General features: G+C 66.1%; 11 protein-coding genes. 3 read left to right on the forward strand and 8 right to left on the reverse strand.

What is annotated here, in order from left to right:
• From AC3FKH_RS32610 to AC3FKH_RS32635, 6 genes are all read right to left on the reverse strand, one after another.
• Positions 1–1,511, reverse strand: a 1,511-nt coding sequence (locus tag AC3FKH_RS32610; protein ID WP_488679733.1) for a methyl-accepting chemotaxis protein, incomplete at its 3' end; no start/stop codon positions are given.
• A gap of 51 nt (positions 1,512–1,562) precedes the next feature.
• Positions 1,563–3,209, reverse strand: a complete 1,647-nt coding sequence (locus AC3FKH_RS32615) for a methyl-accepting chemotaxis protein (RefSeq protein WP_488679775.1) — start codon at positions 3,207–3,209, stop codon at positions 1,563–1,565.
• A gap of 156 nt (positions 3,210–3,365) precedes the next feature.
• Positions 3,366–3,842: a chemotaxis protein CheW gene (locus AC3FKH_RS32620; protein ID WP_488679734.1), complete on the reverse strand. Its 477-nt coding sequence runs from the start codon at positions 3,840–3,842 to the stop codon at positions 3,366–3,368.
• A gap of 166 nt (positions 3,843–4,008) precedes the next feature.
• Positions 4,009–4,377 carry a response regulator gene (locus AC3FKH_RS32625; RefSeq protein WP_488679776.1) on the reverse strand — a complete coding sequence of 123 codons (369 nt, stop codon included), beginning with the start codon at positions 4,375–4,377 and terminating at the stop codon, positions 4,009–4,011.
• A gap of 227 nt (positions 4,378–4,604) precedes the next feature.
• Complete coding sequence (locus AC3FKH_RS32630; RefSeq protein WP_488679735.1) at positions 4,605–6,584, reverse strand: putative bifunctional diguanylate cyclase/phosphodiesterase; 1,980 nt, start codon at positions 6,582–6,584, stop codon at positions 4,605–4,607.
• A 110-nt stretch (positions 6,585–6,694) separates the two neighbouring features.
• Complete coding sequence (locus tag AC3FKH_RS32635) at positions 6,695–8,395, reverse strand: methyl-accepting chemotaxis protein (RefSeq protein WP_488679777.1); 1,701 nt, start codon at positions 8,393–8,395, stop codon at positions 6,695–6,697.
• Positions 8,396–8,920: 525 nt separating this feature from the next.
• Between AC3FKH_RS32635 and AC3FKH_RS32640 the strand changes: the two genes are divergently transcribed.
• Positions 8,921–9,229: an H-NS histone family protein gene (locus tag AC3FKH_RS32640; protein WP_488679736.1), complete on the forward strand. Its 309-nt coding sequence runs from the start codon at positions 8,921–8,923 to the stop codon at positions 9,227–9,229.
• A gap of 117 nt (positions 9,230–9,346) precedes the next feature.
• Here AC3FKH_RS32640 and galE read toward each other — a convergent pair whose 3' ends face one another.
• Positions 9,347–10,366: a UDP-glucose 4-epimerase GalE gene (gene galE, locus AC3FKH_RS32645; RefSeq protein WP_488679737.1), complete on the reverse strand. Its 1,020-nt coding sequence runs from the start codon at positions 10,364–10,366 to the stop codon at positions 9,347–9,349.
• Between the two features lie 146 nt (positions 10,367–10,512).
• A complete protein-coding gene (locus AC3FKH_RS32650) occupies positions 10,513–11,535 on the reverse strand; it encodes a tyrosine-type recombinase/integrase (RefSeq protein ID WP_488679738.1) in 1,023 nt (340 codons plus the stop codon).
• A gap of 198 nt (positions 11,536–11,733) precedes the next feature.
• Between AC3FKH_RS32650 and AC3FKH_RS32655 the strand changes: the two genes are divergently transcribed.
• A complete protein-coding gene (locus AC3FKH_RS32655; protein ID WP_488679739.1) occupies positions 11,734–12,168 on the forward strand; it encodes a nuclear transport factor 2 family protein in 435 nt (144 codons plus the stop codon).
• Positions 12,169–12,205: 37 nt separating this feature from the next.
• Positions 12,206–13,204 (forward strand): NAD(P)H-dependent flavin oxidoreductase, encoded by a 999-nt coding sequence (locus tag AC3FKH_RS32660; RefSeq protein ID WP_483712561.1) that lies wholly within the window; start codon positions 12,206–12,208, stop codon positions 13,202–13,204.
• Positions 13,205–13,215: the final 11 nt, after the last annotated feature.

The following is a 13,215-nucleotide window of genomic DNA, read 5'->3' on the forward strand; positions in this document are numbered from 1 at the left end:
CCTGCCGCGGCGGCGGCCTGTTCCACCAATGCCGCGTTCTGCTGCGTCACCTCGTCCATCTGCGCCACGGCCTGGTTCACCTGCTCGATGCCCGAACTCTGTTCGGCCGACGCCGCGCTGATCTCGCCCATGATGTCGGTCACGCGCTTCACCGCCTGCACGATCTCGTTCATCGTCGTGCCCGCCTGGCCCACCAGCGCCGTGCCGTTGTCCACGCGCGCCACGGTGTCGCCGATCAGGCCCTTGATTTCCTTCGCCGCGTTCGCGCTGCGCTGCGCCAGGCTGCGCACCTCGCCCGCCACCACCGCGAAGCCGCGGCCCTGCTCGCCGGCCCGCGCCGCTTCCACGGCGGCATTCAGCGCCAGGATGTTGGTCTGGAACGCAATGCCTTCGATCACGCCGATGATGTCGACGATCTTGCGCGACGCATCGTTGATCTCTTCCATCGTGTTGACCACGCGCCCGACCACTTCGCCGCCGCGCACTGCGGTTTCCGACGCGTTCGCCGCCAGCCCGCTCGCCTGCCGCGCGTTGTCCGCGTTCTGGCGCACCGTGCTGGTCAGCTCCTCCATGCTCGATGCCGTTTCTTCCAGCGACGCAGCCTGCTGCTCCGTGCGCTGCGACAGGTCGTTGTTGCCCGCGGCGATTTCGCGCGAGGCCGTGCCGATGGATTCGGCCGATTCCTTGAAGTCGCGCACCATGCCCGAAAGCTGCTGCTGCATCTGCTTCATCGCGTGGACCAGACTGTCGCTGTCGCCGGCGCGCGTCGTCACCTCGGCCGAGAAGTCCCCTTCGGCAATGCGCGAGGCAATGGCCACGGCATAGGCGGGCTCGCCGCCGAGCTGGCGCGACAGCGCGCGCGCCAGCAATGCGCCGAGCAGCACGGACAGCGCCAGTCCGCCAAGCACCAGCCCGAGCATCCACAGGCGGGTGCCGGTGTACACGCTGCGCGCTTCTTCCATGTTGTTGCGCGCGCGGTCATCGCGGCGCTTGACCATCTTCGCCATGACCTCTTCGAGCGCATGGCTGTCCTTGAGCAGGTCAGCGCTTTCGCTGAAGACGGTGCTTTCGAACTGCGAGGTATCGAGCGGCTGCTTGCTGACCAGTTCCGTATATTTGCCCATGCGTTCGCGGAACGCCGGCGTGAGGGTCCGGTACTGCTTGACCAGCGCCTGGCCCTCCGGTTGCTCGAACGTGTCGGCCACCTGCTTGATGCGCTCCTCCATGGTCGCGAGCGACTTGGCGATCTGCTCTTTCTCGATGCTGCGCTCGCCCATGGTCGACGCCGACAGCAGCGCGATCTGCGCGCGGCTGGCATAGACCAGGTTGATGTTGGCGTCCTGCACCGCCTTCAGCGCCTGCAAGTCGTTGTGATAGATCTTGCCCGTCCAGTCGGCCATGCGCCCCATGTTGACGACGCCCAGCAGCCCCATGAAAGCGCCGATCACGGCGACCACCAGGAACCCGCCTACCAGCCTGGTCGTGACCCGCAGTTGATTGAACCAATGCATAGAAACTCCCCCCTTAAAACGAATGATCTTGTACGCTCCAGGCTTCCAGTCTCAGCTGTGCGCCAGGGACATTGGCTGCGCCATGTCGGCGCGGCGCGGCCGTTGCGGACGCACCTCTGCCTGCATGCTGACGCGGAATGTCGCCACCGCGTCGCGCATGCGGCCGGCCTGCTCTTCGAGCGCACCTGCCGCGGCGGCGGCCTGTTCCACCAATGCCGCGTTCTGCTGCGTCACCTCGTCCATCTGCGCCACGGCCTGGTTCACCTGCTCGATGCCCGAACTCTGTTCGGCCGACGCCGCGCTGATCTCGCCCATGATGTCGGTCACGCGCTTCACCGCCTGCACGATCTCGTTCATCGTCGTGCCCGCCTGGCCCACCAGCGCCGTGCCGTTGTCCACGCGCGCCACGGTGTCGCCGATCAGGCCCTTGATTTCCTTCGCCGCGTTCGCGCTGCGCTGCGCCAGGCTGCGCACCTCGCCCGCCACCACCGCGAAGCCGCGGCCCTGCTCGCCGGCCCGCGCCGCTTCCACGGCGGCATTCAGCGCCAGGATGTTGGTCTGGAACGCAATGCCTTCGATCACGCCGATGATGTCGACGATCTTGCGCGACGCATCGTTGATCTCTTCCATCGTGTTGACCACGCGCCCGACCACTTCGCCGCCGCGCACTGCGGTTTCCGACGCGTTCGCCGCCAGCCCGCTCGCCTGCCGCGCGTTGTCCGCGTTCTGGCGCACCGTGCTGGTCAGCTCCTCCATGCTCGATGCCGTTTCTTCCAGCGACGCAGCCTGCTGCTCCGTGCGCTGCGACAGGTCGTTGTTGCCCGCGGCCACCTGATGCGTTGCCGACGAAATGCTGGCCATCCCTTCCTGGATCTCATGCACGACCGACAGCAGGCTGCGCTGCATGGTCTGCATGGCCTGCGCAAGCGCGCCCACTTCATCGCGCGCGCGGTGTTCGAAGCTGGTGGTGAGATCGCCCGCGCCCATGCGCAGCGCAAAGTCGAGCATCTGGCTCACCGGACGATGCACGCGCGACAACAGCATCGTGCCGGTGACAAAGGCGGTGGCCACGGCCAGCGCAAAGCCACCCCACAACCACGGGCGCACGGCGCCGATGGCGGCACCGCCAAAGGCTTCGGCGGCCAGCAGCGCGGCCAGGAACCAGACCAGTCCGCCGGCTTGCGACCACAGGATGCGCCGCCGCAGGTTCAGGCGCGTGGCGCGACCGAGGACGCCGGCCAGGCCGGTGCGTACCACGGCGCCTTCCCGAATGGCCAGGCCATTCGCGCGTCCCTCGCGAAAGCGTGCATAGGCAGCGCTGGCGGCTTCGATCTGCTCGCGCGTCGCCATCGAACGCACCGAGGTGTAGCCCGCCAGCCGGCCATCGATATGGGTCGGCGTCACCGTCGCGCTGACCCAGTAGTAGTCGCCATTCTTGCGGCGGTTCTTGACCACGCCCACCCACGAACGGCCAGCCTCGATGTTCTGCCACAGGTCGGCGAACGCTTCCGGCGGCATATCGGGATGTCGCACGAGGTTGTGCGCCGCGCCCAGCAGTTCCTGCGCGCTGAAGCCGCTGGCTTCGATGAACGTGCGGTTGGCAAAGGTGATGCGGCCCTTCAGGTCCGTGCGCGAAATCAGGTAATCGTCAGGAGAAAGCGCGTACTCGTGTTGCGTGACGGGTTGGTTGTTTCGCATGTATGACATTAACGGCTTGCTTCGGGCACTGCGGCTACGACGGCGGCACAACTCAAAGCGGTTTGGGGGCGACGGCACGTGGTACGTGCCGGTGACACTGGCCGGGCCAGGCGGGCTTGGCTCCCGCGGCCGGGGCAAGCAGGGCTTTTGGCGGGCTCAGGACAGCGCTTCGAGCGCGGCGAGCTCGTCGGTGTTGAGGAGCTTTTCGATGTTCACCAGGATCAGCATGCGCGAGTCGACCGAGCCGAGGCCGCGGATATAGTCGGTGGCAAGCTCGCTGGTGAAATGCGGCGTGGCCCGGATCTGGTCGGGCGCCAGCGTCAGCACGTCGGACACGCCGTCGACGACGATGCCGGTGGTGCGGTCGCTCAGGTCGACGATGATCACGACGGTGTACTGGTCGTAGCTGACTTTTTCCTGGCGGAACTTGATGCGCAGGTCGATGATCGGCACGATCTTGCCGCGCAGGTTGATCACGCCCTTGATGTAGTCCGGCGCATTGGCAATCTGCGTCACGGACTCGTAGCCACGGATCTCCTGGACCTTCAGGATGTCAAGGCCGTATTCCTCGCGGCCGAGCGTGAAGGTCAGGAATTCCTCGCCGGCGCCTTCCACCTTGTCGATATGCTTCATGGTTGCTTGCCCCCCGGTTGGCTGCTGTGACTCGTGCCGCCGACAGCATGCAGGCGGCAGCGGCACGGGGACTTTCACTTTGTCCCCCGTTATTTACGGCAGCGCGGCGAGTGCCTGAAGGGCGACTCGCGACAAACCATCCCCTTCGTTAGAGGGGGATGGCCATTCAGCCAGCCAACGCGGCCACGGCGGCCATCAGCTGATCGGGATCGAATGGCTTGGGCAGGAAGCCGGAAGCCCCCGCCTCGCGCGCCTGTTCGCGGATACGCTCGTCGGCTTCCGTGGTCAGCATCAGGATGGGAATGCCCGCATAGCGTTCGGTGGCGCGCAGGTTGCGGATCAGCGTCAATCCGTCCATGCCCGGCATGACCTGGTCGGTCAGCAGCATGTCGAAGCCGGTCTCCATGGCCAGTGCGCGCGCCTGGTCGCCGTCGGCGGCCTCGGTCACCGCATAGCCGCCGGCCCGCAGGCACGCGGCAATCATGCTGCGCAGGGACGGCGAATCATCGACGACGAGGATGCTGGGGACGGACATGGGAGGCATGGGTGCTCCGAAAGCGCATGGCGGCTGGATCCGACCAGGGGCATGGCGCTGCCGGCGGCGGACAAGGCCGGCGCGGACTGCGCGGATCGCCATCCGGGCGCCGGCAGCCTGCCGAAGTGATTATCGGCAGGCCGGTGCAGGGGCTTGAGGGGGACGGCGGGGGGGAGCGGCGGGGGGACGGCGGCTTCCCGGACAGACGGCCAGTGCGGCGCAGCGTCTCAGCGCACCGCCTGCACTTCCCTGGCGGAGGCCTTTTGCTCGAGCGCTTCGGCGAACCGCACCGCGTCCAGCGGCAGGGACAGCAGGAACCCCTGCACTTCATCGCAGCCCATCGCGTTGAGAATCTCGAGCTGCGACAACGATTCGACGCCTTCGGCCACCACCTTCATGCGCAACTCGTGGGCAAGCGCCACCATGGAGCCGACAATGGCCTGGCCCTGCGCGTCGGCATCGAGGCCGCCGATCAGCGTCCGGTCGATCTTCAGCGTGCCCACGCGCAGCCGCTTCAGGTAGCCGAGACTGGAATAGCCGCTGCCGAAGTCGTCGAGCGCCACCTGGATGCCAAGCGATTGCAGCTCGGCCAGCGTTTCGAGCGACTTGCCGATGTCCTTCATGGCCGCGGTCTCGGTGATTTCGAGCGTGATGGCCGAGGGCGGGATGTCATGCTGGTGAATCTGCTCGAGCAGGTATTGCGGGAAATTGCGGCTGGCAAAGCGCAACCCCGATACGTTAATGGCCACCGGCACCAGCGGGAGCCCGGCGTCCTGCCACTGACGTACATGCCGGCACACGCTCGAGATGACCCAGTCGTCGAGCTTGTCGATCTGGCTCGACTGCTCGGCCACCGCAATGAACTCGGCCGGACTGACCTGGCCGAGTGCCGGGTGACGCCAGCGGCAAAGCGCCTCGGCACCGACCAGCAGGCGCCGCCGCGCGTCGAACTTCGGCTGGAACTGCAGCGACAGCGCGTCGTCCTGGATCGCTGTCCACAGATCGCGCCGGATCACGCGCGTGCGGCGGGCGCGCTCGCCGGCCGCACTGTTGAACAGGCGCACCTGGTTGGAGCCGCTTTCGCGGGCCTCGGTCAGGCTCACGCGGGCCGCCTGCATCAGGGACTCGGAGGTCTGCGCATCGCGCGGATAGACGGCGATGCCGATGTTCACGCCGATCTGCATCTGCAGGCCGCGCGCCGCCACGAACTCGGCCAGCGACCCAAGGACGCGCGACCCCAGTTCCTGGGCGCGGCCATGGTGGACCATTTCAGGCACGCCGACCGCGAATTCGTCGCGCGCCAGCCTGGCCAGGAAATCGTGGGGCTCCAGCGCGGCCTGTGCGAGCGCGCCGGCGTCCTGCGCCAGGATGTCGTCCGCGCGCACTTCGAAAACTTCGTCGACTTCGCGGAAGTCCGCCACGTGGATCAGCAGGACGGCACAGCTGCCTTCGGACAGGCGCGCCTGCGCGACCGCCTGGTCCAGCCAGCGGCCGAAGGCCACGCGGTCCGGCATGGCGGTGGCCACGCTGTACTCGGCCACGGTGCCCTGACCACGTGCGCCGGGGCGAATGACAAGGCGTCCGGGTATGCGGCCGCTGCGCCGGATCTGCCCCGACTCGACCACCCGCAGCGCGCCCGCCGCGTCGTCCGACAGGTCATCGGCAACGCCGGCGCCATGGCGCCTGGGCCCGGCCATCCAGCCGCGCGACTGCGCCTGATGGAACGCGAACATCAACAGGCACAGCGCGGTCAGCCCACCCGCCAGCCAGGCCGGATGCGGCAACCCGGCGGCATCGATGCAGGCGCGCGCGGTCATTGAGCCCGCGCCGCAGACTCTCCCAAGCCGCGTGCCGGCTACGGCCACCAGCCCCGCACCAGCCAGCGCCGAGGCAATCGCCGCGCCGCGCCAGAGCCGGACGCCCTGCTTGAGCCAGCCGAACAGCATCTTGCCTGCCGACGTCGCCGCCGCCGCGACGGCGAAGGCGCCCGCCATCTGCGCCGTCTCGTTGGCCGCCGGCACGCCGCCGGAGCCGACAACCACCACGAAGGGCAAACCCACCGTCAGCTGCGACAACAACGTGGCAGACCAGGACAGCGCGCGCATTGGGCCGCCGCCGGCCGCTGGCCTCGCCTGGCGGCCGCCGAGAACGGCGGCCACGCCGAGCAGGGCGGCCAGCAGCAAAAGGGCGGTACTCAAGGCGATCATGCGATTGCGCTGTAATGAGAAAAATGCGCGAACGTTGGGACGATGCGGAACAAACCCGGCATCATGGCAGTTTGCGGTCGCGATGTGAACAGGGCAAGACCACAGCCATGCTAGAAAGCGCTCCAGTCATCGTCCGATCCACGCGATACGGCAACGGCAGGGGCCACCCGGGCCGGACCTGCCACCGCGGCCGCCGCACCTGGCCTGGCCGCGGCTGCCCGCAGTACGCGCGCGACGGGCTGCGAGACTGTACCGGTTACGCTGCCCAGATTGAAGACCGACACCACGTTTTTCAGCTTGCGGGCCTGTTCGTCCAGCGAGCCGGCCGCCGCGGCCGCTTCCTCCACCAGCGCGGCATTCTGCTGCGTGACCTGATCCATCTGGTTGACGGCTTGGTTCACCTGCTCGATGCCGCTGGTCTGCTCCTGCGAGGCGGCGCCGATCTCGTTCATGATGTCAGTGACCCGGCGCACGGCCTGCACGATCTCGCCCATGGTCTGGCCCGCCTCGGCCACCAGGCGCGTTCCGCTTTCGACGCGCTGTCCGGATTCGCTGATCAGCGACTCGATCTCCTTGGCCGCGGACGCCGAGCGCTGCGCCAGGCTGCGCACCTCGCCGGCCACCACCGCGAAGCCGCGGCCCTGCTCCCCCGCGCGCGCCGCTTCGACCGCGGCATTGAGCGCGAGGATGTTGGTCTGGAAGGCAATGCCTTCGATCACGCTGATGATCTCGACCACCTTGCGCGAGGCGCCGTTGATCTCGTTCATGGTGTCGACCACGCGGCCCACCACATCACCGCCCTTGAGGGCGATCTGCGAAGCCTCGCCGGCCAGCACCCCGGCCTGACGGGCATTGTCGGCGTTCTGGCGCACCACCGTGGTCAGTTCCTCCATGCTTGCCGCGGTTTGCTCGAGCGACGACGCCTGCTCCTCGGTGCGCTGGGACAGGTCCAGGTTGCCGCTGGAGATCTGCTCGGTGGCCGAAGCCATGGAATCCGCGCCCACGCGTACCTCGGACACGATCTTGTGCAGGCTGTCCTGCATGGCGGCCAGCGCTTGCATCATGCGGCCGACCTCATTGCGGGACACCGCGGTGATGCGCGAGGTCAGGTCGCCGCGCGCGATCCGCTCCATCACCTTCAGCGCTTCTTCCACCGGGCGGACGATGGCGCGGTTCAGCGTGACCGTGCACAAGCCCGCCAGCACGAGGCCGACGGCGATCAGCGCGACCGACAGCATGCGGGTGCGCGCGAAGCGCGTCTGCGAGTCTTCGAAACTGGCCTGGCCGGTCGTCATCTGGAATTTTTGCAGGGTCTCGTGCGCCGTAGTCATGGTGCGCTGCAGTTGGGGCATGACCTTGCTGGCCAGGCGCACTGCCTCTTCCTGGTTGCCAGCCAGGGCCGCCTGCTGCAGTGGTTCGATCCCCTTTGCCATGAAGTCGGCGCGCTTGCGTTCGAGGTCGGCGGCGAGCGCCTTTTCCTGCTCGTCTTGCGGCAGGCTCATATACCGCTTCCATGCGGCGTCCCCGGCCTCGACAAACACCTTAGAGCGGTCGACGCTGATTTTCGGATCATCCAGCTCGCCCTGCATTACGCTGCGGTCGAGCGCCAGGCGCATGCGCGTCGAGGCCAGCATGGCGTCGCTGAGCGCCACCGTCGAGGCCAGCTGGTTCGAGTAGGTTTCCTTGAGCGCGTCATTGCTTTGCGAGATGCCGTGCAGCCCCACGCCGCCCATAAGAATCAGCAACAGTGACAGCGCGGCCATGGCGCCCCTGAGCAGGGTCTTGATCTGAATATTGTTTTCGAATGACATGATGAATGCGACGGTAGCCAATCCACGGGACACACCCCTGGTCCCGGTACGGCGGATCGCCTCCTCCGACGACCCGCCCTGCCCCCGGATAACGGCCTGCCTATTCGGTTCTTGAGTCAGCGCCGGCATTCGCAGTGCAGCATAAAAAAATGTCGGATATACGCCACGCAATCCGTCGCTGGAGCCATCGAGCATGTGGAAAATGGCATTTTCGCCAGTTCTTCGGAGCCGGTTATCAATTATGTGTTTTTTCATGTCGGCAAAGATCGCCGGCACAGCCGGCAGCGTTGCGATCCAAAACAAATGATCGATTTGCCAGTTGGCTGCGCTCCATCGATGCCATTCGCCCGGTCGCCACGGTGCATAACCGCGCCGCGACACGGTGCGATCGCAAAAGTTCAGGGCAATATCGACAGAGAATCTTCCTAATTTGCCGTTCCGTTGCGCATGAAAGATTTGCAGCGGCGCGTTAGCCCGATATAATGCCCTTCGACATTCCGCACTCACCCGATACACGAGGATCAAATGGCGACTTATCAGGAAATCGTTCAGAAAATCAACGAACTGCAAAAGCAGGCCGAAGAAATCAAGGCACGCGAGCAGGCTGCCGTGATTGCGGATATTCGCGAAAAAATCGACCAATATGGGTTGACGGCGGAAGATCTCGGTTTTGGCGTGAAGGCCGTGGCCGGCAAGAAGGTCGCCAACCGCAAGGTGCCGGTGCGTTATCGCGACAGCGCCGGCAACACCTGGACGGGCCGCGGCAAGCGCCCGGGGTGGTTGACCCAGGCCCTGGCAGCCGGCAAATCGGTGGACGATTTCCTGATCCGCTGATGCAATCGCTGTAGTCGCAACAAAAACGCCACGGCAATCGCCGTGGCGTTTTTGCTTGCCGCGTCAGCCGCTCATCCGGTCATCGCGGCCACGCAGAAACGGGTACGCGCCAGCGTTTCAGGCGTCAAAACCGTTCGGATTGGTGGACTGCCAGCGCCACGAATCCTCGCACATGCGGTCAAGGTCATGGCGCGCCTGCCAGCCCAGCAACTGGTGCGCCAGCGTCGGATCGGCATAGCAAGATGCAATATCGCCCGGCCGGCGCGCCACGATCTCGTGGGGCACCGGGCGCCCGCTGGCCCGCTCGTAAGCGGCGGTTACCTCGAGCACGCTGTAGCCGCGGCCCGTTCCCAGGTTGACCGTCATGCTCTGTCCGCGATCACGCAGGCAGACCAGTGCGGCCAGGTGTCCGTCCGCAAGATCGCAGACGTGGATGTAATCGCGTACGCCGGTGCCATCCGGCGTCGGATAGTCGCCGCCGAATACCATCAGTTTTTCCCGACGGCCGCCGGCCACCTGGGCGACATAGGGCATAAGGTTATTCGGGATGCCGCGCGGGTCTTCGCCGATCAGGCCGCTTTCATGCGCCCCGACCGGGTTGAAATACCGGAGGTAGGCAATGCGCCACGCCGGATCCGATTTTTCCAGGTCACGCAGGATTTGCTCGCCCATCAGCTTGGTCTGTCCATACGGATTGGTTGCCGAAAGCGGAAAATCCTCGAGAATCGGAACCGTATGCGGATTGCCATACACCGTGGCCGACGAGCTGAACACCAGTTGCTTTACGCCCGCGTCACGCATGGCGGCACACAGGGTAACCAGGCCGTCCAGGTTGTTGCTGTAATACTCGAGCGGCTGGCTGACGGATTCACCGACCGCCTTGAGCGCCGCGAAATGGATGGCTCCGGCAATGCGATGCTCGGCGAACAGGCGATCCAGCAGCGCGCGGTCGCGGACATCGCCTTCAACAAAATTCGGTGTCTGTCCGGTAATGGTTGCGATCCGGTCCACCACCACCCGGCTGCTATTGCACAGATTATCGAGGCCGATCACCTGGTAGCCGGCATTGAGCAATGCCACCCAGGTATGTGAAGCGATATAGCCAGTGGCGCCGGTAAGAAGCAAAGTCTGGGACATTGGAATTCGGTAACTCATCGAAAAAAGATGGGCGAACATCGGCCATGGCATGCAGCCACGGACCGGTGCGAGAGGCGACGCTTACGCCGGAACACCGGCTATTATCGCCCACCGGCACAAAGACAGGCGTCCCGGCAGTGCCGGGTTCAGTCGTCCGAGCCGCCGCCCGGTGGCAAGCCAGCCCGGGCAACCCATGCCTCATGGGCGGCGCGCAGCCTCCAGCCCGACTCGAAATCGCGCATGCCGAGCCATTGCGACACCGTCGCCGGCGATGCGCCAGCCTCGAAATGCATGGCGCCGCAGGTATTGCGCAGCGTCTGCGGCGATGCCCGTTCGCTGCGCGCCGACAGCACGCCGGCCTGGTCGAGCAGCAGCTCCACGCGTCGATACACGGAGGCGGCATGCATGGGCCGCCCGCTCGGCATGGCCGGGAACACCAGTTCGCCCAGCGTGCCCGACGCCTCGCGCAGCGAAAGCCATGCGCTCAGCGGCCGGTGGGCAAAGGCAAAAAGCGGCGCTTCGTAGGTACGGCCGCTCTCGGGCTTGGCCATGCGCAGCACCACGCGTCCAGCGTGGCCGCTGTCGATGGCCCGGGTCCGCAATCCGCGCAATTCCCCCACCTTCAACCCTGCGCCCAGCAGCACCGCCACCATCGCGGCGTCGCGCGCGCGCTTCCATGCCGTGGGCGACGCCTCGGCCCCGTCCGTTGCGGTCTCGCCGGCCGGCCCAAGCACGCGCGCGATCAGCAGGTCGCGCTCGCCGGGCAGCAGGAAGGCGGTCGGATCGTTCTCGCCCTCGGCCAGATGGGCGCGCACCGCCTGGCTGGCCGGGTTGTGCAGGCCTTCGTCAAGATGGGCGAGATGGTTATAGATCCGCTCAATCAACCGGGTATATCGATAGCGATGTGACTTGTGGAGATCCTGTTCATCCAGGAATTCACCAATCTGGCCGGCCGACCACGATAGCGGCGCCAAGCCGCGTTCGGCCGACCAGCGCAGCAGTTTTCCCCACATGGCGCGATAGACCACGCTGGTGCCGTGACGGAAGCCGTTGCGCGCCAGCCAGCCATCGAAGGCGCGCTCGGGATGGCTGCGCCAGCTCGCCAGATCGGCATCGAACAGGGCTTCCTGCGGTCCGTCCGCGCTGGGCTTGCTGCGCTGAGTGGTCACTGACTCTCCGGCAAAAGGTAACGGCAATGCGCATATTGTAGACAAGGCGTCACTGGCCGGGCACTTGGCGCGGGCGTCATGCAGCCCGAGCTTGCGAACGCGTCTTCGGCATGCTACCTTTTGCTCGTTCATGCAACTGGTTGCATAGTGCAAATTGCCCGATAGCTTTGACCACGAAGAACGAGGAGACCACCATCCATGAATGCCGCTGCGCTGATTCCGAACGCCCGTGCCACGCTTGCCGCCTGGCACGAGATGCTTGCCACGCATGACTTCGAACGGCTCGGAGACATCATGGCCGACGACGTGGTGTTCCGCTCGCCCGTGGCCCACACGCCGTATCCGGGCCGCACCGCCATCGTGCTGGTGCTGACGACCGTGAACCAGGTCTTCCAGGACTTCCGCTATCACCGCAGCTTCGTCAGTGATGACGGACACAGCGTGGTGCTCGAGTTCAGTGCCGACGTGGATGGCAAGCAGTTGAAGGGCATCGACATGATCCGCTTCGACGCCGCCGGCAAGATCGCCGAGTTCGAAGTCATGATCCGCCCGCTGAGCGGCCTGCAGGCACTCGGCGCCGCCATGGGTGCACGCCTGTCCAGCCAGAAGCAAGTACTTACCGGGGCGGCCTGAAGCCGCACTCCCCCGATTCCACCGAGGAGCTTTTCGCATGTCCCTTCCCGCCCAGTTGAAGAACCGGCTTTCGCTGCCGGTCGTGTGCTCGCCGCTGTTCATCATCTCCAACCCCGACCTCGTCATTGCCCAGTGCAAGGCCGGCGTGGTCGGATCGTTCCCCGCGCTCAATGCGCGGCCGGCGCCGAAGCTGGAAGAGTGGCTGGACCGCATCACGACGGAACTGGCGGAACACGACGCCAGGCACCCGGACCGCCCGGCCGCGCCGTTCGCTGTCAACCAGATCGTGCACAAGTCCAACGACCGGCTCGAGCATGACCTGGAAATGTGCGTGCGCTACAAGGTGCCCATCGTGATCACGTCGCTGGGGGCGCGCACCGAAGTCAACGAGGCGGTGCATTCGTACGGCGGCATCGTCCTGCACGATGTCATCAACAACGCTTTTGCGCGCAAGGCGATCGAAAAGGGCGCCGACGGGCTGGTGGCCGTGGCGGCAGGCGCGGGCGGCCATGCCGGCACGTTGTCGCCGTTCGCGCTGCTGCATGAAATCCGCGAGTGGTTCGACGGCCCGCTGCTGCTGTCGGGCGCAATTTCGAGCGGCGACGCCATCCTGGCCGCGCAGGCCGCGGGCGCGGACCTGGCCTACATCGGCTCGGCCTTCATCGCCACGCAGGAAGCCAACGCCCAGGACGGCTACAAGCAGATGATCGTGGACAGCAGCGCGAATGACATCGTCTACTCGAACCTGTTTACCGGCGTGCATGGCAACTACCTGCGCGGCAGCATCGAGCGCGCGGGCCTGGACCCGGCGGCCCTCCCGCAATCGGACCCGTCGAAGATGAATTTCGGCTCGGCCAGCGCCAAGGCGTGGAAGGATATCTGGGGTGCCGGCCAGGGCGTGGGTGCCATCAAGCGCGTGGTGCCTGCCGCCGAACTGGTGCGCCGCTTTGCCGAAGAGTATGCGCTCGCCCGCCGCCGCCTCGGCCTGCCCGATGCCGCCGGCGCGTCGCAGGCACAGGCTGCGGACATCGCCTGACGCAGCAGGAA

The sequence above is a fragment of the Cupriavidus sp. 21MJTG02-4 genome, from assembly GCF_057798975.1.